Source organism: Clostridium sp. (genome assembly GCF_036569345.1).
GTDB lineage: Bacteria > Bacillota > Clostridia > Clostridiales > Clostridiaceae > Clostridium_AD.
The window spans coordinates 1-26384 of record NZ_DATCQT010000104.1 but is presented as its reverse complement, the minus strand read 5'-3'; the positions used below and the strand labels follow the sequence as shown (position 1 = coordinate 26384).

At 30.6% G+C, this 26384-nt stretch carries 31 protein-coding genes; 7 read left to right on the top strand and 24 right to left on the bottom strand.

The features are described 5' to 3' along the window. Positions 1-2: 2 nt before the first annotated feature. From hypA to hypF, 16 genes are all read right to left on the bottom strand, one after another. Entirely contained in the window at positions 3-344 is a 342-nt protein-coding gene (gene hypA / locus VIM70_RS10275) for a hydrogenase maturation nickel metallochaperone HypA (protein ID WP_331945664.1), read from the bottom strand. Positions 345-431: 87 nt separating this feature from the next. Next, positions 432-593 carry a hypothetical protein gene (locus VIM70_RS10270; RefSeq protein ID WP_331945663.1) on the bottom strand — a complete coding sequence of 54 codons (162 nt, stop codon included), beginning with the start codon at positions 591-593 and terminating at the stop codon, positions 432-434. A 98-nt stretch (positions 594-691) separates the two neighbouring features. Next, positions 692-787 carry a hypothetical protein gene (locus tag VIM70_RS10265; protein ID WP_331945722.1) on the bottom strand — a complete coding sequence of 32 codons (96 nt, stop codon included), beginning with the start codon at positions 785-787 and terminating at the stop codon, positions 692-694. A gap of 13 nt (positions 788-800) precedes the next feature. Continuing rightward, positions 801-1085, bottom strand: coding sequence for a hypothetical protein (locus VIM70_RS10260; protein WP_331945662.1), 285 nt, complete (start codon positions 1083-1085; stop codon positions 801-803). Positions 1086-1166: 81 nt separating this feature from the next. Beyond that, positions 1167-2174, bottom strand: coding sequence for a hydrogenase expression/formation protein HypE (gene hypE / locus VIM70_RS10255; RefSeq protein WP_331945661.1), 1008 nt, complete (start codon positions 2172-2174; stop codon positions 1167-1169). Positions 2175-2192: 18 nt separating this feature from the next. After that, the gene (hypD, locus tag VIM70_RS10250; protein WP_331945660.1) at positions 2193-3281 is read right to left on the bottom strand and encodes a hydrogenase formation protein HypD; all 1089 of its coding nucleotides are present in this window, start codon (positions 3279-3281) and stop codon (positions 2193-2195) included. Then, entirely contained in the window at positions 3268-3492 is a 225-nt protein-coding gene (locus VIM70_RS10245; RefSeq protein ID WP_331945659.1) for a HypC/HybG/HupF family hydrogenase formation chaperone, read from the bottom strand. The genes hypD and VIM70_RS10245 overlap by 14 nt, the downstream gene beginning before the upstream one ends. Next, on the bottom strand, positions 3446-4216 hold the full coding sequence (gene tatC / locus VIM70_RS10240) for a twin-arginine translocase subunit TatC (RefSeq protein WP_331945658.1): 771 nt from the start codon (positions 4214-4216) through the stop codon (positions 3446-3448). Before tatC (VIM70_RS10240) ends, VIM70_RS10245 begins: the two co-directional genes overlap by 47 nt. 91 nt (positions 4217-4307) lie before the next feature. Next, positions 4308-5051, bottom strand: a complete 744-nt coding sequence (gene tatC / locus VIM70_RS10235) for a twin-arginine translocase subunit TatC (protein WP_331945657.1) — start codon at positions 5049-5051, stop codon at positions 4308-4310. A gap of 21 nt (positions 5052-5072) precedes the next feature. Next, positions 5073-5318, bottom strand: coding sequence for a twin-arginine translocase TatA/TatE family subunit (locus VIM70_RS10230; protein WP_331945656.1), 246 nt, complete (start codon positions 5316-5318; stop codon positions 5073-5075). 16 nt (positions 5319-5334) lie between these two features. Then, positions 5335-6003, bottom strand: coding sequence for a hydrogenase nickel incorporation protein HypB (hypB, locus tag VIM70_RS10225; RefSeq protein WP_331945655.1), 669 nt, complete (start codon positions 6001-6003; stop codon positions 5335-5337). Positions 6004-6006: 3 nt separating this feature from the next. Beyond that, a complete protein-coding gene (locus VIM70_RS10220; RefSeq protein ID WP_331945654.1) occupies positions 6007-6348 on the bottom strand; it encodes a hydrogenase maturation nickel metallochaperone HypA in 342 nt (113 codons plus the stop codon). Positions 6349-6357: 9 nt separating this feature from the next. Continuing rightward, positions 6358-6810 (bottom strand): hydrogenase maturation protease, encoded by a 453-nt coding sequence (locus VIM70_RS10215; protein ID WP_331945653.1) that lies wholly within the window; start codon positions 6808-6810, stop codon positions 6358-6360. Positions 6811-6818: 8 nt separating this feature from the next. After that, positions 6819-8231 (bottom strand): nickel-dependent hydrogenase large subunit, encoded by a 1413-nt coding sequence (locus VIM70_RS10210; protein ID WP_331945652.1) that lies wholly within the window; start codon positions 8229-8231, stop codon positions 6819-6821. A gap of 43 nt (positions 8232-8274) precedes the next feature. Continuing rightward, complete coding sequence (locus VIM70_RS10205; RefSeq protein ID WP_331945651.1) at positions 8275-9159, bottom strand: hydrogenase small subunit; 885 nt, start codon at positions 9157-9159, stop codon at positions 8275-8277. Positions 9160-9383: 224 nt separating this feature from the next. Next, on the bottom strand, positions 9384-11657 hold the full coding sequence (hypF, locus tag VIM70_RS10200; RefSeq protein WP_331945650.1) for a carbamoyltransferase HypF: 2274 nt from the start codon (positions 11655-11657) through the stop codon (positions 9384-9386). 254 nt (positions 11658-11911) lie between these two features. Here hypF and rbr point away from each other — a divergent pair, with 254 nt between their 5' ends. The 4 genes from rbr to VIM70_RS10180 all read left to right on the top strand — a co-directional run bounded on the left by rbr (position 11912) and on the right by VIM70_RS10180 (position 13853). Beyond that, positions 11912-12451 carry a rubrerythrin gene (gene rbr / locus VIM70_RS10195; protein WP_331945649.1) on the top strand — a complete coding sequence of 180 codons (540 nt, stop codon included), beginning with the start codon at positions 11912-11914 and terminating at the stop codon, positions 12449-12451. An 11-nt stretch (positions 12452-12462) separates the two neighbouring features. Further along, positions 12463-12648, top strand: coding sequence for a hypothetical protein (locus VIM70_RS10190; protein ID WP_331945648.1), 186 nt, complete (start codon positions 12463-12465; stop codon positions 12646-12648). A gap of 352 nt (positions 12649-13000) precedes the next feature. Then, positions 13001-13126, top strand: a complete 126-nt coding sequence (locus VIM70_RS10185; protein WP_331945647.1) for a hypothetical protein — start codon at positions 13001-13003, stop codon at positions 13124-13126. 271 nt (positions 13127-13397) lie between these two features. Then, complete coding sequence (locus VIM70_RS10180; protein WP_331945646.1) at positions 13398-13853, top strand: DUF441 family protein; 456 nt, start codon at positions 13398-13400, stop codon at positions 13851-13853. 57 nt (positions 13854-13910) lie between these two features. Here the strand turns inward: VIM70_RS10180 and VIM70_RS10175 are convergent, their stop codons facing one another. From VIM70_RS10175 to VIM70_RS10155, 5 genes are all read right to left on the bottom strand, one after another. Next, entirely contained in the window at positions 13911-14954 is a 1044-nt protein-coding gene (locus VIM70_RS10175; protein WP_331945645.1) for an O-antigen ligase family protein, read from the bottom strand. A gap of 178 nt (positions 14955-15132) precedes the next feature. Further along, entirely contained in the window at positions 15133-16425 is a 1293-nt protein-coding gene (locus VIM70_RS10170; RefSeq protein WP_331945644.1) for a VTT domain-containing protein, read from the bottom strand. Between the two features lie 163 nt (positions 16426-16588). Next, positions 16589-17176, bottom strand: coding sequence for a phosphatase PAP2 family protein (locus tag VIM70_RS10165; RefSeq protein WP_331945643.1), 588 nt, complete (start codon positions 17174-17176; stop codon positions 16589-16591). 162 nt (positions 17177-17338) lie between these two features. Then, positions 17339-18727 (bottom strand): HAMP domain-containing sensor histidine kinase, encoded by a 1389-nt coding sequence (locus VIM70_RS10160; protein WP_331945642.1) that lies wholly within the window; start codon positions 18725-18727, stop codon positions 17339-17341. Between the two features lie 2 nt (positions 18728-18729). Beyond that, positions 18730-19410 (bottom strand): response regulator transcription factor, encoded by a 681-nt coding sequence (locus VIM70_RS10155; protein WP_331945641.1) that lies wholly within the window; start codon positions 19408-19410, stop codon positions 18730-18732. Between the two features lie 277 nt (positions 19411-19687). Between VIM70_RS10155 and VIM70_RS10150 the strand changes: the two genes are divergently transcribed. Beyond that, positions 19688-21430 (top strand): ABC transporter ATP-binding protein, encoded by a 1743-nt coding sequence (locus VIM70_RS10150; protein ID WP_331945640.1) that lies wholly within the window; start codon positions 19688-19690, stop codon positions 21428-21430. Then, complete coding sequence (locus VIM70_RS10145; RefSeq protein ID WP_331945639.1) at positions 21420-23165, top strand: ABC transporter ATP-binding protein; 1746 nt, start codon at positions 21420-21422, stop codon at positions 23163-23165. Before VIM70_RS10150 ends, VIM70_RS10145 begins: the two co-directional genes overlap by 11 nt. 71 nt (positions 23166-23236) lie before the next feature. Here VIM70_RS10145 and VIM70_RS10140 read toward each other — a convergent pair whose 3' ends face one another. Next, positions 23237-24214, bottom strand: coding sequence for a D-glycerate dehydrogenase (locus VIM70_RS10140; protein ID WP_331945638.1), 978 nt, complete (start codon positions 24212-24214; stop codon positions 23237-23239). 33 nt (positions 24215-24247) lie between these two features. Then, positions 24248-24958 carry a hypothetical protein gene (locus tag VIM70_RS10135; protein ID WP_331945637.1) on the bottom strand — a complete coding sequence of 237 codons (711 nt, stop codon included), beginning with the start codon at positions 24956-24958 and terminating at the stop codon, positions 24248-24250. 180 nt (positions 24959-25138) lie between these two features. Here VIM70_RS10135 and VIM70_RS10130 point away from each other — a divergent pair, with 180 nt between their 5' ends. After that, the gene (locus VIM70_RS10130) at positions 25139-25630 is read left to right on the top strand and encodes a metallophosphoesterase family protein (RefSeq protein ID WP_331945636.1); all 492 of its coding nucleotides are present in this window, start codon (positions 25139-25141) and stop codon (positions 25628-25630) included. Positions 25631-25691: 61 nt separating this feature from the next. Here VIM70_RS10130 and VIM70_RS10125 read toward each other — a convergent pair whose 3' ends face one another. Continuing rightward, positions 25692-25904 (bottom strand): heavy-metal-associated domain-containing protein, encoded by a 213-nt coding sequence (locus VIM70_RS10125; protein WP_331945635.1) that lies wholly within the window; start codon positions 25902-25904, stop codon positions 25692-25694. Positions 25905-26384 lie beyond the last annotated feature (480 nt).

Sequence of the window (26384 nt, the reverse complement as noted above, 5' to 3'; positions counted from 1 at the left end):
TTTTAATCTCCTTCTATTGTATTTACATAAAGCTCATACCCACTAATAATACTAGAACAAAATTTATTACACCATGGACAAAGTTTATTAAAATGGTCTATTGGAAATTGTTCTTTGCATTCAAAACATTCTGCTACCGCTCTTACTTTCTCTATTTCTAAAGTTGAACCTTCAAGCATTGTGTCCATAACGCAGATTTCAAATGCAAAGTTTAAACATTCTGCCACAAGACCAGATAACTCACCTATTTTTAACGAAACCTTGTTAACTTTAGTTAATTTATTTTCAATTGCTTTTTCTGATACTATTTGGATTACATTTTGAATTATAGACACTTCATGCATATTTATCTCCTAATTAATTTGTAATTGTTTCTTTATTAGTATATATGTTAAATAATTCATTAAAATGTTTTTACGTGCATCTTAATTCTATTGTTTTCTACACTCACTCCCATGGTTAAAAATTTTTTCATCATAACAAAAAAAGACAACAATTTTAAATTGCCATCTCTTCATTATTTGATTAAGCCATGTCTGCATATTAGCAGCTATCTTAGCTGTTTCAGTATATCTAGCAATATGTCTATCCATGTCTATCCATTACAGAAACACCATTTCTATAATCTCCACTAATCCAAGTTCTCATCTATTATCATTCCTTTCTTAAATAAATTAATGTTGGAATAGACTTATAATAATGGATTGGTTGGGAAGTTAGGGTTTGAGCATCCTATGCAAGGATAATTAACATTCATACACCATGATTGTCCATTATTCCATTTCATTGATGTACAAACATTATCGGTGGTACCCATTACATCCCAATGATAGGAAGCATCCAGTTGCTGCTCCTATTTGGCTAGCATTTCCAGTTCCTTTTCGTGGACACGTACTATGTACAGTTGCCCCATAATATTTAGTAGGTCTGTTATTACTATCTAATGCTGGATTACCAATTAAAATCAGATCCAAAAGAGATTGAATCAAAACAGTAGGATGAACAGGACAACTTGGTAAATTTACTATAGGGTTAGTTGTTTTCCCAGTTAATATAGTTTTAACACTTTGGTCAAGAGTTTGCATTGCAAGATCACCTGAAGCAGTCATAATTGTGCTGTTATATTTCATACTTATTTTATTTAAGAGAACATCATCAATAGTGGTTTAGCATATTCGTGGAAGCTGAATTCCAGATGGCATGTCAACTAACCTTTTTCCACCCACTACTGTATTTAAATAAACTTTTTGTCCCAATTCTTGCGTAACTTTACCAATAATTACGGCCTTTGAACCCAGTGGATGTTTTCTCATAACATTAAGTACCTTTTGCGCATAAGCTTCTGGTACAAAAACACAAAGTTTTCCTTCGTTAGCAATATATAATGGATCGAGTCCTAGCATCTCAGATGCTCCTTTTACCTCTTCCGTAAGTGGCAAATTATTTTCCTCAAGAGCAATCGTCACATTGCTAAATTCACTAATTTCATTAAGAACGGCTGCAACTCCACCTCTAGTAGCGTCTCGAATAACATGGATTCCCGAGTAGGCTTCAAGCATTGTGTCTACTAAGGAATTAAGGCAAGCGCAATCGCTTTTTAAATTTCCTTCAAGACCGAGTTTATTTCTTTCACACATTATTGTCATTCCGTGGTCACCTAATGTACCATTTATTATGATCATGTCTCCAGCGGTTGCATTGGAACAATTAATATCGACATTCTCATAAATTCTACCAATACCAGAAGTATTAATAAAAATTCCATCCACACTACCTTTTTCTACAACTTTTGTGTCTCCCGCTACAATCTTTACACCTGACTTATTAGCTTCATCAGCCATTGTCTTCACAATTTCTTCTAATTTTTTAATAGAGAAACCTTCTTCAATAATAAAAGCACTTGTTAGGTAAAGTGGTTTTGCTCCACTTACGGCTAAATCATTTACTGTACCGCAAACTGCTAATTTACCAATATTACCACCATTAAAAAATATTGGATTTACTACAAAGGAATCTGTAGTAAAAGCAAGTTTTTTAAAATCTATATCTATTTGAGCTGCATCATTCATTTCATTTAGAATATCATTTCCAAAGTATTTAAAAAACACATCATTAATCAATCTATTAGTTTGTACGCCGCCACTTCCATGACTTAGAGTTATAGTGTCATTCATTTGTAATCCCCCTTATATTTATTTATCTTTGTGGTATCTATAATATGCTGCGCAGGTACCTTCTGATGAAACCATGCATGAACCAACTGGATTTTCTGGCGTGCAGAGTTTTTTGAAAAGCGGACAATCTGTTGGTTTAATTTTCCCCTTAAGTATTTCTCCACATTTGCAACCAGGACTACCATCGTATTCTTCATAATTTATTTTAAAATGCTTAAGTGCATCAAAATCTTCATATTCACTATTAAATTCCAGACCACTTTTGGGTATTCTACCCATTCCTCTCCAACTACTATCCACAATGTTAAAAGTTTTTTCTAAATATTCTAAGGCAATAGGATTACCCTCACTTTTAACTATCCTTTTATATTCATTCTCAATCCTATATTCCTTTTTGCTTATTAAGCTTACTAGTGTATTTAAACCTTGAAGTATGTCTATAGGTTCAAATCCTGTAACTACTCCAGGAATATTATAATCCATGCTTAAAAATTCATAGGGTTTCGTGCCATTAATTGCACAAACATGCCCTGGTAATAAAAAACCGTCTATGTTCAATTCTTTATCTTGTACTAAAGCTTCCATAGCTGGTGGGACAATCTTGTGAGCCGTAAAGAAAAATAAATTTTTTATATTATTTTTTTTAGCTTCTATAGCTGTAATCGCGGTCATAGGTGCAGTTGTTTCAAAACCTACTGATAAGAATACTATCTTTTTAGAAGGATTTTCTAATGCCATCTCGAGGCAATCCATTGGTGAGTACACTATTCTTATATCAACACCTTCTGCCTTTGCCTTGCTTAGGGAACCTTTTTTCCCAGGTACTTTCATCATATCTCCAAAGGTTGCAATAATCACATCTTTTTTTTGTGATAGCGTTAGAGCTGTATCTATATAGCTCTGAGGTGTAACGCATACAGGGCAACCTGGCCCTGATATCAAATTTACATTTGGAGGAAGTACATCCCTAATACCATATCTGAATATAGCCATAGTATGTGTACCACAAACCTCCATAATGTTTATTTTTTCATTAGTAATATTATTTAATTTTTCTACGAGTTTCTTTGAATATTCATTGTTTCTAAATTCATCAACAAACTTCATTTTCAATAAGCTCCTTAAAAATATCTATTGTTATTTTTGCTTCATCTTCATCTATCATTTGTATTGCACAACCCGCATGTACAAGTACATATTCATTAACGTTTGCCTCTGGCACTAGATGCATAAATACCTCTCTTTTCATGTTTCCAACCTCTACAACGCCCTTATTTCCGTCTAAACTTAAAACCTTTCCTGGAATTGCTAGACACATTTTTGCTCCTCCTTTTTCTTCTTTCATTTAAATATATTATCCAGATACTTACTTCATACATTAATAAGACAGGAACCGATACTACAATAAATGTAAGAAAATCTACTGATGGTAATAACACTCCCTCTACCACCAGTACTCCTAATATAACCGGAATTTGTTTTTTTCTTAAAATTTTAGAACTTATAAGAGAAAGCTTACCTAATATAACTAATACATATGGTATTAGAAATATAATACCCATATAAAGGCAAAAAATTCCTATGAAATTAAAATATATGCTACCATTCAGCACTGGTATAAGGTAAGTCTTCCCATAGGAAATTAAGAAGCTTAATGTGTGTGGCAATATCATTGTGTACCCAAAAACTACACCAATTATAAATAAACTTAAGAGAATAAAAACATTCTTATACAAAAACTTTTTTTCTCCCTTTGATAAACCAACTCCTACAAACGCCAATATTTCATATATTATAATAGGACTAGTCATAATTAGTGCAGCTATAAGGGATACTTCAAGTCTCGTAACAAACCCTTCTGTTAATTTAAAATATACTAGGCTTAAGTTGAACTTCGCTATAGGTTTCATAAGTATATGAATTAAATAATTAACCTTATCATAAATAAGAAAAGCAGCAGAAGAAATACTGAGGAGACATATTATTATTCTTTTTCTTAATTCATGTAAATGATCTACTACAGACATTTCATTTGCTGCCATACTTTCACCTCATAATATTTGTATTATAGTTATTCTGAAAGTTCTTTAAGGTTACTTAAAGTTCTTTAAGGTTACTTAAAGTTCTCTAAATTTATTTAAAGACTTTGCTTTCCTTGCGTTTATCCTTTTTTTCAAGTAAAAATATAGACCAAATACTTATTTCATAAAGAATTAAAATCGGACAAGTTACAAGTATAAAAGTAAAAGCATCCAAAGATGGAGCCATTAAAGCTATACTAACGAAGGATAACAAAATTGCTATCTTCCTTTTTCCTTTGAGCATCTTTGAAGTAATAACTCCAATTCTTGATAAAGCTATCAATATTAAAGGAAGTTCAAATATTAACCCTACACACAAAAGCAATGTTCCTATAAATGAAAAATATTCATCTGCTGATAGTGTAGGTTTCATAAACTCAGTTCCACAATCAATAAGAAATTTTATTGTAGAAGGTAGAACTAATTTATATGCAAACGTCATACCTAAAGCGAAAAGGACAAAAGACAAAGGTATTATAAGAAATATTAGAAGTCTCTTAGTTTTTTTAGTTAGTATAGGTCCAGTAAATCGTATTATTAAAAAAATAACCACTGGTAAGGCTAATACGAGTCCTCCTAAGACAGAAACCTTTATCTTTGCCATTAAACCTTCCGCTGGGGTCATAAAATGTAATTGCACTCCATTCAGTGGTTTTGTAAGTATATTAATTAACAGATTTGATTCGAGATATACAAGAGAGGTCGCCGCTATAACAATTAAAATTATCCAAAGGATAATTTTTCTAAATTTCTCAAGCCAATGAGCAGCCTGAACAATTAGTTCGCTTTTTATCATAGTTTTACTCCCTAAAAATTATTATTTTACTTCTTCTTTTTTAGTTTCTTCCTTTTTAGTCTCTTCTGTTTTAACTTCTGCCTTGGTTTCTGCTTGGGTATCTGCTTTAGCTTCTGTTTTATCACTCATTAACTCAGATGAAGCCTTTTTAAATTCCTTTATTGTTTCACCAACTGACTTACCCAGTGATGGTAACTTTCCTGGTCCAAAAATTACAAGTGCAATAACTAATATTATTGCGAGCTCCGGAAAACCTATTCTTGGCATAATAAAATTCCTCCCTTTATTTAACCTTTAATTTTTTATTTTCAATTTTACTTTTTAACCATGAACATATTTCATCTATACCCTGATTTTTAACACAGGATGTTTCAAAGGTATCGACATTAGCATTTAAAGATTTTATGTCTCTATAGAACTCTTTTTTATCAAAATCAGTAAATTCAATTAAGTCTAGTTTGTTTAAAATAATCGCACCACTTTTTTCAAACATCAGTGGATATTTAAGGGGTTTGTCATTTCCTTCAGTAGTACTCAAAACAGAAATTTTTATATCTTCACCAATTTCAAATTCTGCTGGGCAAACTAAATTACCTACATTTTCGATTACTAACAAATCAATCTTATCAAGGGTTAACTCATTTAATGCGCCTCTTATCATTTCTGCATCAAGGTGACACGCTCCTCCAGTGTTAATTTGAATCACTGGAACGCCTTGCGCCTCTATCCTCTGTGCATCTTTAGTTGTATAAATATCTCCTTCAATTACAGCGATATTTATATCATTTTTAAGTTTAGCTATTATTCGTTCAAGTAGTGAAGTCTTACCTGAACCAGGCGAACTCATTAGATTTATTACATAAATGCCTTTTTCATCTAATAATTTTTTATTTTTAGAAGTTATCTCATCATTTGTTTGAAGAATGTTCGTAACTACCTTTATTTCACTCATACTTTAATCTCCTTCTATTGTATTTATATAAAGCTCGTATCCACTAATAATGCTAGAACAAAATTTATTACAGCATGGACAGAGTTTATTAAAATGATCAATTGGGAATTCTTGCTTGCACTCTTTGCATTCCCCTATTGCCTTGACTTTTTCTATTCCTAAAACTGATCCTTCAAGCAGTGTATCTACTATACAACTTTTAAAAGCAAAATTTAAGGATTCTGGCATTACACCAGATAACTCACCTATTTTTAACGATACTTTGGTAACTTTAGTGAATTTGTTTTCAATTGCTTTATCTGTTACTATTTCAACAACATTTTGAATTATAGAAACTTCATGCATATTTATCTCCTAATTAATTCTCAATTCTTTTTTTATATTAAAAATTATCTCTGGAATCTTAGAAACCATTGTTTGAGTCATTTCTAGTTCTAAGGATATTTTTTCTGGTTCTATTCCAAAAATAACAACTTCAGGATATTTATTCATCATATTTGCCATTTTTACAACATCCAGTATCTGTACATCATGTATGGAAATATTTTCCTTCAGGTAATTTTTAATATCTTCAGGTTTTATTTTGTATATTGTACCAGGTGTTAAACCTGCCCTTAGACAATCTATAACTATAACTTTTTTGAAATCAAGAAAGAAACCAAGAGTATCCAATGTGGAAGTACCTCCATCTACTAATTCAATAGTAGATGGAAGTTTTTCATTTTCCAATTGTTTTATCACATGTACTCCCACACCATCATCTTGAAGTAAAATATTACCTATACCGATGATGACTGTATCTTTCATATCTAAACTCAAATTGGTTGTACAATAAAGTTTGACATTTCAATTCCTTCTGGAGATATTACATGAACAGAGCACCCTGTACAAGGATCAAAGGAGTGTACTATTCTTAAAAGCTCCACTGGTTGTACAGTATTTGTTACATGAGTTCCAATTAAAGCCTTTTCAATAGGTCCAACCAGTCCTGCATCATCCATTGGTGAAGCATTCCAACAAGTTGGAGTTACTATTTGATATTTAGATATTTTAGAACTTGCAACAGAAACCCAATGTCCGAGAGCCCCTCTTGGTGCCTCTGTTAAGCCTATTCCACTTCCTGAAACTGGTACCCCAAGATTAGTGAATGCACTTGCACCAGCTACTATTTGATTTAGCCATGTCTGCATATTAGCAGCTATCTTAGATGTTTCAGTATACCTAGCCAAATGCCTATCCATTACAGAAACTCCATTTCTATAATCCCCACTAATCCAAGTTCTTGCGAGGCTTCCTGCTTCATAAGCTAAACCGCTGTATCTTGGAGCTTTAAGCCAGGTATAAGCGCCTGTTTTTCCGTAACTTGGGGTTGTTAACTCATTTGCTGGATTACTACCTGATGGTGATGAATACCAAGAATGTCCTACCTGTTCGTTGATATTGGTTTGGCTAAAACTTCCTACAATTCCGTTAGTAACTGTACCAGCAGGGAATAATTTAGTTCCGGTAGCATTTGTATCAAATACTCCATAAGATATTAAATTACCGTAGCCCTTGCCAACTGTGTAATAATCACTATATGTTGATGCCAATTTATTAACATCAGTTTTATATGTATTTGTAATAAATGTTATTATAGTATTTAAATAATTTCTAAAATTTGTTATGTTCGTTGCAGTTGGAAGAGCAGTCACACCTCCAGGAACTACGTTACCCACATGTGGAAGTTTACCACCAAAAATTGCTCCCATTTCATGTGCTTGTCGCCTAATTGACAACGCTGTAACATAATTGTTTATTAATGTTTGGCTATCAGTAGCATTAAATCTGAAATCTTGGCTATACCCTGGCGTCCAAGGGTGGACTTGCGGTCCCTGAACGTAATCCATTAATGCTAGTTGATAGAAATGTAATATGTTACTAGATATAAAGTTAGCCCCTTGTATTAGGTCTCTTAAAAGAAGAGCTTGTAAATTTGGAGTAAATCCTGAAGCAGCTTCAACAGCCTTTGAGGATGCAATGGCATGAGATACTGGGCACACTCCACAAATTCTTTGTGTCAAGAATGCTGCATCTTTTGGTACTCTGCCTACAAGCATGTTTTCAAAGTCTCTAAACAAATTACCCGTAGCTTGCGCAGCTGTTACAATATTGTTAACATCAAGAGTAACTGAAACCTTTAAATGTCCTTCAAGTCTAGTTATTGGATCTAATACTATAGTACTCATCTATTATCATTCCTTTCTTAAATAAATTAATGTTCGGATAGGCTTATAATAATGGACTTGTTGGGAAGGTTGAATTTGCGCATCCTATACAAGGATAATTAACATTCATACACCATGATTGTCCATTATTCCATTTCAATGATGTGCAAACATTATCAGTGGTTGTTCCTTTACATCCAAATGCTAGGAAGCATCCAGTTGCTGATCCTATTTGGCTTGCTTTTCCAGTTCCTTTTCGTGGACACATATTATGTACAGTTGCCCCATAATATTTAGTTGGTCTGTTGTTTGGATCTATTGCTGGATTACCAATTAAGATCAAATCTAAAAGAGATTGAATCAAAACAGTAGGATGAACAGGACAACTTGGTAAATTTATTATAGGGTTAGTTGTTTTCCCAGTTAATATAGTTTTAACACTTTGACATCCTGTAGTGTTTGCTCCTGCAGCCGAAACTCCACCAAATGAAGCGCAAGTTCCTGCGGCTACTACATATTTTGCCATTGGACCATATTTTAAAACAGCTTGTTGCATTGTTAATGGAACTCCATTAACCTCGCCAATTATACAATAGTTTCCACTTGCACCTGTAGGTATTGCACCCTCTATAACAAGTATAAATTGACCTGAATACTGAGTGGCACTTTGGTCAAGGGTTTGCATAGCAAGATCACCTGAAGCAGTCATAATTGTGCTGTTATATTTCATACTTATTTTATTTAAGAGAACATCATCAATAGTGGTTGGATTAGTTACATTTAAAGTAGAGATAGTACATCCAGAGCAACCTGCACCTTGAATCCAAATTATTGGTGGATCAGTTTCTGCTGCAAGAACAGTGTTTACATTTGCAAGATCAAAATCTATATTTAAAGCAACTCCTGCCGCAATAGACCACTTTAAAAAATCTCTTCTACTTATTTTCATAATTATCCCTCCTTAAATTGAAAAATCTGTCGACGGTTTTCCATTGCCTTCAATATACACGAAAAATATGTCGCAAGTGTTGTTATCATGTTAATTTTTGTTAAGTTGTGTTAAGTGGTATTAAATTAATCATCAAACACACATATTATAGTCTTTGATATATTTCTCCCTATATAATAAAAAGATAGCAGCTTTTTAAAACTGCTATCTTTTTATTATAAATTTTATAAATCATTTTCAATTATTTCATTAGCTATAATTATCTGCCCAATTGCTATTCCTCCATCATTAGAAGGTAAGTCCTTATGCGTATAAACTTCAAAATTATTCTGTTTGAGATTGCGATATATTTTCTCCATTAAAAAAGAATTTTGAAAAACCCCTCCACTCAATGCAACTCCATTTATACCTGAATTTTCTCTAATTTTATTGCATATATTTACAGTTATATTAACAATAGTATTTTGAAATTTAGATGCAATAATTTTAGCTGAAACACCTTTTATTTTATCATTTAGTGCCCCAATAATTATTTCATATGGCTCTATAATATACATATCTCGCTTTATTACTTTATAAGTATATGATTGTTCAATATCCATTTCTGACATAGCTTCAAGTTCAATAGAAGCCTGTCCTTCATAAGTAACTTCATCCGTGATTCCAATTATACTTGCCATAGCATCAAAAAGTCTGCCCATGCTAGAAGTCTCTATGCAATTTATATTTGAATTTATAATTTTAATAAGGTTAATAGCCTTATTACCATATAACTTAAAAATCATATCATCAATTTCTTTTTTGCTTTTTTGTAAACTTAAGGATTTATAAATATAAGAAACTGCCATTCGATATGGTTCTTTAATAGCTTTTTCTCCTCCAGGCATTTTTATATAATCAAGATGTGCCACTCTTGTAAATTCAAGCCGGTTACAAATTAAAAATTCCCCTCCCCATATTTTTCCATCAGTGCCATACCCAGTTCCATCAAAACAGACTCCAATAACCTTTTTCACTAAATTATTTTCAAACATGTTACTAACTATGTGCGCATGATGATGCTGCACCGCAATTTTAGGCAGATCATATTCTAATGCATATTTAGTTGACATATATCCTGGATGCATGTCAAAAGCTATATATTGTGGAGAAAAAGAAAATATTTTTTTAAAATGATTCACATTTTTCTTATAATGTTCATAGGTTTCTAAATTTTCGAGATCACCATTAAATTGACTTAGAAACAAAAAACCCTCTTTACTGATACAAAAAGTATTCTTCATATTGGGGCCACAAGCTAGAATATTTTTCATATTACTCCATTTAAAAGGTTCTGGTACAAAACCCCGAGCTCTCCTTATGATAGTCTGCTTTTCATCTACAACCTTTAATACAGAATCATCAACTGGTACATGTATTTCACGGTTATGCATTAGAAAATAATCCACAATACCTGAAAGGCCCGCCCTTGCAGAATCATCTTTATACTCTATCGGTAGCCCATTAACATTTGCACTAGTCATAATAAGCACTTTTATTTTTTCTGAAAACAATAAAATATGAATAGGTGTATATGGAAGCATTACCCCCATAGTATTCTGATTAGGTGCTATATTTTTAGGTAAAGTGCTTTCTTTTTGATTTAAAATTATAATCGGTTTTTTTATTCCAGTAAGTATTTTTTCTTCTAACTTGTTTACTTTGCAATATTTATTAACAGTTTCTATATCCTTTATCATAACCGCAAGAGGTTTAAATGGTCTTTTTTTTCTATCTCTTAATTTTCCCACAGAAGTTTCATTCAGTCCATCACAGGCAAGATGGAAACCTCCTAGACCTTTTATTGCAAATATCTTACCTTCCATAAGCATATTTTGAGTAAACCTTATAGGATCTTCTATATCTATTCTGTTTCCTTTAAAGTCCTCTATCCAAATCTCAGGACCACACTCAGCGCAAGCATTTGGTTGTGCATGAAATCTCCTATTTGTAGGATCTAAATATTCACTATTACACGACTTGCACATTTTAAATTCACTCATTGTAGTATTACCCCTATCATAAGGCAATTCTTTAATTATAGAAAACCTGGGGCCACAATTTGTACAATTAGTAAAAGAATAACCCGTTCTCCTATTATTTAAATTTAGTATATCTTCTGAGCAATCACTACAAGTAGCTATATCTGGAGATATAAATGTTATTTTATCTAAATTCCTTTCACTTTCTTTGATTTCGAAATTAGAATAATTTAATACTATATCATCTTTTATAGTTATTTTTTCTATTCTAGCAAGAGGTGGTGAATTATTTTCAACACATTTCACAAATTTATCTATATCTTCCTTAAATCCCTCAACATCTATATAAACGCCCTCAGAATTATTATTCACCCAGCCTTTTAACTTGAAAGCTTTTGCTAAATTATATACAAATGGACGGAACCCTACACCTTGAACAATTCCTTCAACCACAATAAAACTTCTCTTTTTATCCAAAATACACATCCTTTTATATTTTTTGAGTTTCATAATTCACTCTTATTCGACAATTTACCATAAAATAATAGGACATGCAAGCAAAAAAATAAAGGAAACAAAATATACACTATCTTCACTCTTAATATATTCCTATAATCACTTTGTCATTCGAATATATGACATCGTAATTAGTAGATGTCCTTTTTTTAAAGTAACATTTAAAAACATAATGAATAGAATAATAAAGAAATTAATTTTTTTGGAGGAATAAAATGCAATTAAATGGTAGTAAAACTGAAAGAAATCTTCTTAGTACTTTTGCTGGAGAGTCAAGAGCAAGAAATAAATACACATTTTATGCTGAAAAAGCTGAGAAAGAAGGATATGAATATATAGCCTCTATTTTTGAAGCTACTGCAAATAATGAAAAGGCACATGCAAGAGAAGTTTTTAATAGGTTTCTTAAGATGAATAAAACTACAGCAGACAATTTGATGGATTCTGCAAAAGGAGAGGCTCATGAGAGTACTACCCTTTATAAACAATTTGAAAATGAGGCAAGAGTAGAAGGTTTTATGGAAATTGCAGATTTCTATAAAGAATTACGAGAAGTAGAAGAAAATCATGAAATGAGATTTTTGAAAATATATCAGAATCTTGAGGCAGGCATGATGTTTAAAAGGAATTATGATGCAAAATGGCAATGTATGAATTGTGGATATATTCATATAGGAAAAGAAGCACCTGATTTTTGCCCACTATGTAAGTTTCCAAAGGCTTACTTTAAAATCTATTGTGATGACTACAAATAGGAGGTTATAATATGATAATTAATTACCCAACCCACTATTTAGTACAAGTGCTCCCTGTAATGTCTCTAGATGAGGATGAACCTATATATAATATTGATGATTGTGAATCATTTAAAACATACAGAAATATGAATAAAGATATTTTTTACGATGTTGATGAAGAGTACGTAAATAAAACTATTACTAAAGATATCTAATGTTTCTAATGTAAAACAGCATAGTTAATTCAAAATTGTGCTGTTTTTCATATTATAAATGTATAATAAAAGTTTTTCTTTTTCTATATTTTTTTGCTATATACACCACAAATACATAAACCATTCACAACCTCTCCACCCATATTTCACTGATGTGGTATAATAGTTATAAATTGTTAACAATATTGACACCAAAAAGAAATAATTATTTAGTATTATAGTTAATAGAAGATATTACTTCAAACATAAAATAAACTATACCAAAATATCACTTAGAATAAATTACATGAGGTCAATATTAGGTTGAATTTTATAAAATAGCCTTTAATGGCGGAAATGGAGACAATTTTTTATGATACCTGAAAACAAAAATGTGTCTGAAATGTCGACGACTACTTCAATTTTCATTACACTGTCCATTGTCGCTTCTGTTCTAGCACTAGTGGGAGTTAAAATACTGATAACCACTATGTTATAACTTAGGGATACTTCTACCCCTGATATTAATTAATATCAGGACAATTTCTCCAAATATTTTGCTATATGTGAACAAAAGATGAATGTTTGATTTTTATTTCAATAATGAAAATCCAGTTTAAACTTATACCTATAAGCTAGACACTTGATAAAAAGTGTCTAGCTTATAGTTTTTTTTGTATAATTATTAATTATAATAGAGTCAAGATTGAACATTTCGAATAGTATATTATAAGCTGAATTTTTTTAATATATTTCAGGAGATGATCTATTTGAGTCCTACTATTATTTTATTGTTAATTCTAGCTGCTGCTATATTTGGAAAAGCTAACTCAGTTGCTATTGCTACATGTATCCTACTTATACTAAAACTCTTAGGTTTGGACAATTATGTGTATCCTACCTTAGAAAAAAATGGAATGACATGGGGACTTATACTTCTTATAGCCGCCATACTGATACCTATAGCAAACGGTAACATTTCAACAGATAATATAAAAAGCATATTCACATCATGGATAGGCTTGGCAGCTTTACTTCTTTCATTTTTAACAACGTATTTAAGCGGACAAGGGCTTAACTATCTTACCGTTCAAGGACATAGTGATATTATGCCCGCCATGATAGTAGGGGCAGTTGCTGCAGCAGCCTTTTTAGGAGGAGTGCCAGTAGGACCACTTATTACATCAGGAATGTTAGCTGTATTTGCAAAAATGATTCATAAATAGCATTCAAAAAAACATCTAGATAACAGGTAAATCTGAAATCTAGATGTTTTATACCAATTATTTTTCTTGTTTTACTAGAGCAGTTATTATAGCTGAACTTGCTATAAATAGCAACCCAGTTTGCGGTGCAATCATTGTAAAGTCAACCAATCCATGCCCGATTACTACAGCTTGAATACCCGCTAGCATCGGAACCAACCTACATTTCTTTGTATGAAGTATCTTTAAATCTCGGAACAAATTAATTTTTAAATAAGAATATATTAAAAGCCCACCTATTCCAAGTGTAGTCGTAATAGTAATCCATATATTATGGCCATGGTATAATGTTGCATAATAGTAGCCTTTCATGAAGTTTGCCCCATGCTCAGTTATGCCCATAAGCCCCCAGCCCGTAAAAGGCTTAAGTTTTATCATTTTTAAACATCCTTTCCATATTCCAAGACGACTTATAAATGAGTCATCAAAATTATGGCCAGTTACATTTTTCAATATTTGTGATGGTAAAAAGGCAACTAAAGCTGTAAATATAAATACTGATATAAAAATCCATCTATCTCTTTTATTACCCTTAAGGAGATAATAAATAAAAACTCCAAACAGTAGACCCATAAAAGCGCCACGAGATCCCGTTAAACACAATGCAATAACAAACAAAAATGTTGCGCCCTCATAGAATAATTTAGTAGATTTAGATGTAGTGCTACAAAAATAAATACCTACAAGAATCATTATGGCAAACCAATTGCCCGCTACATTGGGATTTCCAAATGTACTATATATTCTATCATTAAATACTGGCTGAGACGTAATTTCAAGAAATTTCGCCCAAATATTAAAATGAAAATACACATTCATAATTTTTTCAACTATTCCAAAAATTGCTGAGAACATTGAAACATAAACTAAATGCCTACATATATCTTCTACCTTATTTTCATTTTCACAATAATTTTGTAGGAAAATACTAATAATTAGATAAATAAGCAGAGCAAAGGATGTTACAATTGATGGAACACTATGATTTATAACACCTACTATAATTGACCAAATAAATAGTATACAAAGTCCTATATTCCAATGATTTTTGTATATGTTCATTTTTTTAAATAACACCATATATGTCATATATATTGCTGGTATTATGGTCGTATAAGGAGAAATGACTGTTAATAAAACTAGAATGACGATAATAAAACCACCTTCACTTATATATCTCTATATCTTTTATATTTTTTTATAATTTATTCTTATGACTTAAGAATTTTTTACTATTACCTTATAAATTTATTTTAGGTAATATACGATAAATTTCCAATAAAATAATATTTATACTAAGCCATACCCCACCAAAAATATACCCCGCATAAACGTCACTTGGATATTGGGTTTGAAAGAATATTGGATTTAGACCTACAACTAAACAAATAAATAAAGCTATACTCAAGGCTACAGTTTTAGGCCAAGCTCTTTTTACATGGCACACTATTAGATAAACAAAAAAACCATATGCAACAATTGCCATAAAAGATTGATTACTTGGGAAAGTAAATAAACTATTTCCTACTTGGCCAATTGAAGAAGGTCCTAAACGTCTAAAAATATGCCTTAATATGTATTGTAAAACTTCACCACCACCAATTACAATAAATAGAAATTGAATTTCAAGAATTCTATTTCTATTTCTTCTTATAATCCATATAAAGATGAAAATAGTTAATGGTAATAATACTCTAACTGAGGTTAGTAATCCAAAAAAGCCAATCAAAAATGACCATTTGGAGGTAAAAATTGCTTTTACTAAATAAGATACAATAATATCAAATTGATCAAATTCATGTGCTAAATAATCTTGTATTACACCAATTACAAGAACTAAAAAGCCTAAAAAAGCAACTGCTACACCAGCTATAGCAACTTTCATTTTCCCCATAGAATGAAATATAGTTATAGTTCTACTTAGAATTTTATAAGTTGTTTCTATAATTCGTGTCTTATGATTTCTATAGGCGTAAATACTAATTAAAATTATAGATATAATTAAACTTCCAATAATCAAATATTTTGAGATATAGCCATGAAATTTATCCCAATTAGGTCCAAGAACCTTTCCAAGTGAAATAAAAGTAGCAGTCCACAAAAACGCTCCAAAATATGCGTTTACTGCAAATCTTTTATAAGGAATTTCAGTTATACCTGAAAAATATCCTGTTATATGTCTAACTCCAGGAATAAAATATGCTAAAATTAACAATTTATTTCCAGATGATTTAAACCACTTTGATGTTTTTTCCATCTTATCCGGCCCAAGATGAATATAGGAACCATATTTTTCAAAAAATCTCGTTCCTAATTTGGTACCAACGAAATACGATATTGTAATTCCCGATATTACTCCAGCACTGGCAACTATGATACTTATAATCCAGTTCATTTTAGATTGATAAACAAGAAAACCACAGTATGTCATCATTAACTCTCCTGGAAGAGGGAATGCAATTAATTCAAGTACTAAAGCACTAAATAAAATTATATATCCATAATGATTAATTAATCCAATAGTAAATTGCAAAACATCACGCCCTATCCTTAATATTTAAAAAATGTGACAACTAAAACTTCCATACAATTATAGTTTCCATTTTATCATATATTTAATTAATTTAATAATAATTAAATTAACTAACAATAAATACTATTATAAATGACCACATATATGAATATAAAATCATGCCTTACATATATTCTTCCTGATTTACACAATGAATATTCTGTTTAATGCTCGCCGACCTATTATAGCTTACTTTGTCAAACAAGTAAATTATTATCCCACTACATGTAAGCCCTAAAACTGTCCCTGCCAAAACATCTGTAGGATAATGTACATATAAATAAACCCTTGAAAACCCTATTAAAGTTGCTAAACCGAAAAACTCAGCAGCATAATTTTTAAAATAATATGATAATATTCCAGCAACTGCAAATGACGACGAAGTGTGCCCTGACGGGAATGAATAGGATAAAGGTTTTTTAATTAAAAGGTTAAATGCTGGTATATTTGATGATGGCCTTATACGTTTAACCACATTTTTTATTATTTCTTCTCCTAAAATTGCACTTAGTATTAAAGCTCCTAAAGCCATAAATCCTATTTTTCTATATTTTTTATTTATCATAAGTAACGCTATAATTATAATCCATATCAATCCACCGTTACCTAGGTTCGTTAATATAACCATTACTTTGTCCATAATAATTCCATGCATATTATCTTTAATATACAATAATGAAAAACTATCAAATCTTTGTATAAAAGATATCATTTTCATCATTTTCCCCTTTCGTTTGACGGTGTTCTGTAATTTTACCCATAATTCGTATTATATGTTTATAAGATTAAAAACAGATTAAAAAAGTCTTAGATTTACCTTAAATATAAAATAGACAACAATAAAAAATATCTAGATAGCAGATAAATCTGAAATCTAAATATTTAATATAATCGTTATTTTTGTTCCTATTCCTTCTGCACTCTCTACATTTATGATTCCCTTATGCACATCTACAATCAGTTTAGCAATAGATAATCCAAGGCCTGTGCCACCTTTTTCTCTAGATCTAGATTTATCTACAGTATAAAATCTTTCAAATATATTTTGAATTTCATCTTTTGGTATTCCTATTCCACTATCACTAATAATAATTTTCACTGTTTTACCTTGAATCTCCGAGCTTATATCAATCTTTCCTTGCTCTGGCGTGAACTTAATACTATTATCAATGAATATTCTCAGCATCTGCTTTATCATTTGATAATCTGCAAAGATACTAATAATATCATTTCTGTCACTTGATATTATATGAGTGTGATCTATAATCATGCTTTCACTTATTACTTCGCAAATAAGCTCATTAAGATAAAATTGATTTTTCACTATTCTTTGACTTATACTATTACCCTTGGCAATTATTAATAGTTTTTCAACTAAATTTGCCATATTACTTGTTTCAAGCTTAATAGCATGAATAGATTTTTCTAAGGCCTCCCTATCATCTTTCCCCCATCTATCAAGTAAGTTTGCATACCCTTGGATAACTGCAATAGGAGTTCTAAGTTCATGAGATGCATCAGAAACAAATTGATTTTGCCTGTCGAAAGCTTCCTGAAGCCCATCTATCATTTTATTAAAAGTATTACCTAGTCGTTTAAGTTCATCATCTGGACCAGTAACCTCAATTCTTTCCTTTAAATTATTAATACTAATATTATCCGCAGCTTTAGTTATTTGATCAATAGGTTTTAGCATTTTTTTGCTTATGCTATACCCAAATATAATTGAAGCAATAATACCTATAAAATCAGCTATTGCCATCATAATAAATAAAATTTCTAAAAAGTCATACTCGTTGTCCATATTCTTCACTATTTGAATATAAATATATCCATATTCTTTAGTATCAATTTTTAAATTTTTATATACCAGATGCTTATTGTCTTCCTTAGAGATTATTGTTTTATCAAAAGGTTCTTTAACTTTAATATTGTAATTAAATTGGTCTGACATGTTTAGTACCTTTTTATCTCCCTTTAATATCCTTATTGATATATTTTGTTTAGATGGAACATCTGAAATCAATTCTTTGCTCAACAAATCTACATGCTCATTTACAGGGGTAACCTTATTTAACACTATTAATTTAACATCTTCTATTTCTTTATTGGCCTGACTATACAAGTAATATTTTATTCCGTATAGAATCGAGGCATTTAAAATGAGTAATACTAATGAGAACATTAAAGCATAAATTATAGTTAATTTCATAGAAATTTTTGCACTTTTAATAATTTTAGAATTCATAAGCTTAAACTTCATAATTAATCACCTTTAATAACATATCCTACTCCTCTTATAGTACTTATAAGTTTATCTTCAAAACCATCATCAATTTTACTTCTCAAATATCTTATAAACACATCTACTACATTTGTATCCCCCAAGTAATCATAACCCCATACCTTCTCTATTAATTGAGCCCTTGTAAGCACAACATTTTTATTTATTATAAGCATCTCTAAAAGGTCATACTCCTTTTTCGTAAGTTCAATTTCCTTACCACTCCTCATTACATTATGAGCCCTATTATCCATAACTATATCCTTCACTTTAATTTCATCAGTATTATCACTAGTAGGTTTATTCCTTTGATACACCCTGATTCTTGCTAATAGTTCTTCTATTGCAAATGGTTTAGTGAGATAATCATTTGCACCTACATCCAATCCTAAAACCTTGTCCGCTATGTCGCTTTTTGCCGTAAGCATAATTATAGGTACTTGAGACGACAACCTTATTCTTCTACAAACCTCAATTCCATTAAGCCCCGGTATCATAATATCAAGAAGTATTAAATCATACTCATTTTTTTCTGCTATACTAAGGCCTTTGCGTCCATCGTACGCCACATTAACTATATATCCTTCATGATTTAACTCCATCTCAATAAACATTGCCATTAACTTTTCATCTTCCACTAAAAGAATTTTAAAATTATTCAAACTATCACCTTCCTTTTATAGTAAAATATTTACTATATTTTATCTATAAGAAATATATTTACAATATCTATTTTAGTTTTAAGCTTTTCATCTATATCATTATACTACTTTCAAGATTGTGTTTCATAGAGTAAATTCAGAATATTACATTGAAATTATATACCCAATTTGCTGAAACAATAGTACAATTAGTTAGATATCTTGTGTCATAACTGTAATTTTATACTAACAATATAAAGCAATGTGAAATTTTTATATAAAGGGGATTTTGATTATTATGGTAAAGCTTACGATCAAGCCTATGAATGGACCAGATAAAATTATTAACTATTGGAAAAAAGAGAAATTTATTGTAACATGTATTATAATAATTGGGCTTACCTTTAATATAGCAACAATTGTAGGTCCAATTTACCAGGGTAAGTTGATTGACTCCATTACTTATGGTGACAACCTATCCTCCGTAATATTATTGGCACTCACTTTTGTTTTCCTTATAGCAATGATTCAATTAATGCGCTACTTTAAACGTTTTTATATAAGACGTTTTGCTAATAGTACAAATGCTACCATGAGGCTTATGATATACAATAATATAATGCATAAAAGCATTGAAAAGCTAGATAAAGAAAATATAGGTGATCTAATGACTAGAGCCATCTCTGATGTTGACATCTGCGTTGAAGGTATGCGTAAATTTACTACAGAGATATTCGATACTGGAGTATTAATGGTTTCTTATTTTATATCAATGCTCTTTTATGATGTAAAAATCACTGTACTTTCTGCCTTTTTTATTCCAATTGCCATGGTGCTTGCTGAAAAATTAAAAATCATTATATATAAATACACTATTGATTTTCGTACCAAAACCAGCTTTGTTGCAAACATTACATATGATACAATCGAAAACGCCATGCTCTATCGTGCAAACGGCATGGAAGATCAAAATATAGACAAGTATAATGTTGAACTTACGGATTTGCAAAATAAAGCCATTAAAGCCACCATCTTAGAAAATTCCATGCAACCAATTTATAATATTATTGCGTTGTTTGGAATAATTACGGTAATTTACCTTGGAGGCACAAAGGTTATTAACGGTGGATGGACAGTAGGTAACTTTTCTACTTATCTCATTATGTTCGCTGCAATAGCAACTAAAGCAAGTAAAGCAGCTAATCTATTTAATTCTGTGCAAAAATCACAAATATCATGGACACGAATTAAACCCTATCTTACCTTTTACCAAATCAAATCAACCACTTCTTGTATTAATGTAAATAACACAAAACTAACGGTTAACAATTTCAGCTTTCGCTATCCTTCAAGTAAAAACAGCATATTTGAAAATGTTAGTTTCGAAGGAAAGCAAGGCGAAATCATAGGTATTACCGGCTTCATAGCTTCAGGTAAATCTACACTTGGGCTTTCTCTGCTTGGATTATATCCCTATTTAGGTAGTGTGAAGATAGATGGCACTGAGCTTAAGGACTACTCCGAATATGAGCGAAGCCAGATGATTTCTTATCTTTCTCATAAACCACAATTACTTTCTGATAGCATCTATAATAATATAACTCTTGGTATTAAAAAAGATATTTCGTCAGTTCTGAAGGATGTATGCTTTGATCATGATTTGGAGGCTATGCCTCTTTTAGAAAACACTTTAGTTGGTAATAGTGGAATTAAATTAAGTGGTGGTCAACAGGCAAGGATTGCACTTGCAAGAACCCTACTTAATAAAAATAAAATTATAGTTTTAGACGACCCATTTTCTGCAGTGGATATGAAAACCGAAGAGGAAATTTTAAAAAATCTTAAAAATAATTATAAAGATAGTTTAATTATACTTATTTCACACAGGTTAACTATTTTCAACAGAATAAACAAAATTTTGTTTATAGGCATTAATAAAACAGCAAGTTATGGTACACATACTCAGCTTATGAAAAGCAATACCGTTTATAGCTCAATATTCAATTTACAGTCTACTGTTGGTGATAATTATGAAAAGTAGCCTCGTTTATAATTCTATTATAAAAACTATAAAAAAAAGTATAAAAATTGATATATTATTGGTCATTGCTGTTTTCGGTGTTGTTATAGGAAGTTTAATTCCTCCTCAAATTTTAAAACACATTATTGATAACAACCTTGTACCAAAAAGAAGCGACAAACTGCTTAACTTAGCCATAATTTATATGGGAGTACTACTCTTTATAGGTATCTTCGATTTTTTGAAAGAGGCCCTACTTACAGTTTTAGGTCAAAGAATAACCAAAGAAATTAGGCTTGAAATGATGAAAAAGCTTAAAAAAATAAATACAATGTTCTTTTCTGAAAACGGGACAGGTGCAGTTGTCTCAAGGTTTACAAATGATGTTGATGCCATTAATTCCATGTTTACAAGCGGTATTATTGGAATGATGGTAAGCTGCCTCAAAATTGTAGGAATTGTTTTTTCTATCTGGACGTTTAGTGCAAAGCTTGGAATTGGTACTTTACTATTGCTGCCTATTATCTATGTTATTACTCGTACATTTCAAAAGAGAATGCTAAATGCTCAACAAAAGAATCGAATTTTAGTTAGCAAAGTAAACAATCATATTGCAGAAAGCCTAAATAATGTACAGATGATAAAATCTTACAGTAAAGAAAACTATATGGAAAAAAACTATACTGGGTATTTGCTAGATAACTACAAAACCGTGGAGAAAGTAAATTTCTACGATTCTGTATTCTCTCCCATCATACAGCTTATTCGTGCTTTAGTAATTGGACTTATTGTAATCCTATCCACAAAGCAGCTAAACTATTTAGGTATATCACTAGGTATGGTTGCAGCCTCCATTGAATTAATATCCAATTTATTTACACCAATTGAAAATTTGGGTATGGAGCTTCAAAATATTCAACAAGCAGTATCCGGTGTTCATAGAGTGAATGACTTTTATAATCTGCCAGAGGATCACAACGAGGATAGCATACTTAAAGCTGAGGATATTATTCCAAGTCGCGCGACTATAATACTATCTTTTAATGATGTAACCTTTCAATATGAAAAAGGAAACGATATTTTGAAAAATATAAGTCTTCATTTAAACCCACAAGAAAAGGTAACCTTTGTGGGCAGAACAGGTGTTGGAAAATCCACATTATTCAAACTAACTATGGGATTTTTAAAACCCTCAAATGGCAGTATTACAATAAATGGAATTAATGTTTGTAACATATCAAACTCCGAAAAACGTAAAATGTTCGGATATGTTGACCAAAACTTTCATATGATAAACGGCACAGTGGCCGATCAAATTAGTCTGCAGGATAAGAAAATTAAAAAGGAACAAATTGAAAATGCACTTGCCTTTGTGGGACTAACTGATTATATAATAACTTTAGAAAATGGAATTGATACACAAGTAAATAGTGATTGTGTTTTTTCACAAGGTCAAAAACAACTCCTTGCTATTGCTAGAGCAATTGTAACAGACCCACCAATTTTACTACTTGATGAAGTCACTGCAAATCTTGATTCCATAACAGAAAAAAGATTTATATCAGTACTTCAAAAGGCAAGTAAGTCTCACACTATATTATCTATAACTCACCGTTTATCTTCTATAGTTACCTGCGACAGGGTGGCTATTTTAGAAAATGGCATGATTAAAAATACAGGTTCCCCAGAAATGCTTTTAAAAAGTAATAATTGGTATCGTAATCATGTTGAACTGGAAAAATTGACACGTAAATAAAAGACTAAGAACTACCATCACAAATCTGTTTGGTAGTTCTTAGTCTTTTATTCTTATATGAATTAATCTGATTATTTCAGTACTTCCTTATTAATACAATTATCTGGCCTTTCACCTGTAAGCACTTTAATAATGTTGTCGGCTGCAATTAATCCCATGTTTGTTCTTGTTTCCATTGTAGCTGAAGAAATATGTGGAACAATAACAACATTGTACATATTTAAAAGCTCTGGTTCAATGACTGGCTCATGTTCAAATACATCAAGTCCGGCTCCCCATATTTCACCCTTCTTAAGCGCTCTAACTAAAGCTTTTTCATCAATTACAGGACCACTGCATGTATTAACAATGATTGAAGAGTTTTTCATAATAGAAAATTCTTTATCACTAATATAATGCACTGTAGAGGGCGAAATTGGTACATGTAATGAAACAAAGTCCGCCTCCTTTAACAATATTTCTTTATCGACGTATATGGCACCTAGTTCTTTCTCTATTTTATGATTTCTTAACAAATCAGTGTAGAGTATCTTCATATCAAAAGCCTTAGCTTTCTTTGCAAAATTAAAACCAATTTGCCCTGCTCCCACAAGCCCCAATGTCCTACCAGTAATCTCTTTGCCTAGAAACATCATAGGATCGCAAGACTCATAAGCTCCATTCCTTGTAAATTTATCTGCGGCTACAATTCTTCTTGATACCACCATAAGTAGTGTCCATGCAAGATCAGCAGTAGCATCGTTAAGCACTTGAGGGGTATTTGTAATTATTACTCCACTTTTAGTTGCCGCTACTAAATCAATGTTGCTACTAGTAGCACCGTAGTTAGCAAATATCTTGCACTTATCGCCCGCTGCCTCAATCACCTCTTTATCAATATTATCACTTAAAAGACATAATACTGCATCCCTGCCTTTTACCTTCTCTAGTAGTTCTCCTTTTAATAAAACTCTATCACGAGGATTAATTTCCACATCAAAATGTTTTTCTAAAACCTTAATAGCCTCATCTGGAATTCTTCTTGTTAAGTAGACCTTTTTCTTATCCATATATTCCACCTCCTATAAAACTACAAACGATATTCATGACCTCTCAAATATAAGTTCATTTTTAAGTTTTCCAACTTCTTTTATAATGTTCATTTTTCTAAGACAATAGGTGATTTTCCTTGCCTTAAATACATTGATTTTTAGGGCTTTAGCCAAATGTTTATTTGTAAAATTTTCTGGTAATTCTTCAGGTAAAAATCTTAAGAAATCTTTTTCTTCGTTAAATGTTATTTTTTCAACTACCTCTATAAGTTTTCTATCAACTATGCTTATACCTTTTCTTCTCCAACTTCCTTTTCCGTCTTTGCATCTTATTTCTTCTTCCTTAGTCATTAAAATTTCTAATATAAAATTATCTGATACCATCAAATCAGGTATTCTAATTAACTCATCAAATAAATCCACCAATTTACCTTTTTTAGGCGATTTACGTCTTGTAATTATCGTATCTTCACATTCTGTTGTAACTATATATTTTTCAATAGCTATAGGATGTACTAGCATAACCTTATTATATTTAATAAGATCCCTAAGCTTACCCCTTATTGCACTAAAATTTTTGGTTTGTATTTCAATTAATGAATCTTCCCTCACTAAATCAATTACATATTTATCTACTTTTACTTCAAATCGATCGCCTGGCATAACATACCATTGTTTAATGGATGAATGCAAAGATTTCTCGTTTTTTATATTTATTCCATTTTGTTCATAAACTAAAACTACACTTTCTAAGTCTCCCATTTCTTCTCCCAACACTATTTTAAACATTTAAAAATTATTACCAATATTAAAAATATATAAAATTATTATAACAGAAATATTATATAATTAAAATCGTAAACTGTAAATTATAGGAATTCGAATATTATTTTTGTATCAAAGCATACTATAAAATAATATACTACTAGAAGGTGATGAAATATGAAAATTGCGATATTATCAGATACTCATGCGAAAAAACATAATGATAAACTTTTCAAATTAATAGATAACTTATCTGAAGAAGTGGACATGATAATTCATGCAGGTGATTATATCTCGACCAGCGTAGTCTCAAAATTAAAAGAGCATAAGAACTTTGTGGGCGTATGGGGAAATAATGATAAAGGATACATCAGAGATTTATTAAAAGAAAAAGTCATTTTATCTATAGACCGTTATAAAGTTGGTATATACCACGGTGATGGTAAAAGTAAAAATACACTTAACACAGCTTATGATAAATTTATTAATGATAAGGTAGATATAATAATCTTTGGACACTCACATCAACCACTTATTTTAACTAAAAACAAAATACTAATGATAAATCCAGGTTCACCCTCTTGTAAAAGACGCGAACCATGGTATTCTTATGTTATTTTAGAAATACAAGACAAGAAAATAAATGCTCAATTAAATTTTTTTAATTAATATAAATATTGGCATATTTCTCGAATATAAAAACGCCTACCGATTGGTAGGCGTTTTTATATTAATCTTCCTCTATTTCAGTAACTTCATACCCTACTTCTTCAATAGCTTCTGTAATATCATTATCAGTGACTTCATCATCAAATTCACCTACTGCACATTTTTCCTCTAAATCAACTTTTACTTTCATAGCACCAATGTCTAATAATGCCTCTTTTACATGACTTACACAATGTGAGCAACTCATTCCATCAATATATATTTTTTTCTTCATTTAAACTTCCCCTTTCAATTGTTAATTTATAGTATTATATATTTAAATTTTGAATTATATAATCATTAATTTAATTTTATATTAATCCCTTAATTTCATTTTGTCTACATGTATTTACTAATATTATAATTAACTAAAAATAATAGTTAATTATATAATCCTTAATTAAATATAAAACTACCAAAAATGTATAAAAATTCAATGATTTTTGGTTTACCTAAAATATTATATCCAAAAGTACTAAATTAATTCTTTTTAATTTAATTTGTCTTATCATTAATGCAATTACAGGCAAATCGTATCATATATGTTAATATTATACAATAAAAATATACGTTTTTATAAAATTATTAATAACTAAATATTAGTTTATTTCTAAAAATTTACATCAAAAATAAGTAATAAAGCGCACTTTAATTCCTTAATTTACATATTTCAACATAATATTCAAAATAATTTTTTACATAATCACATTATAAT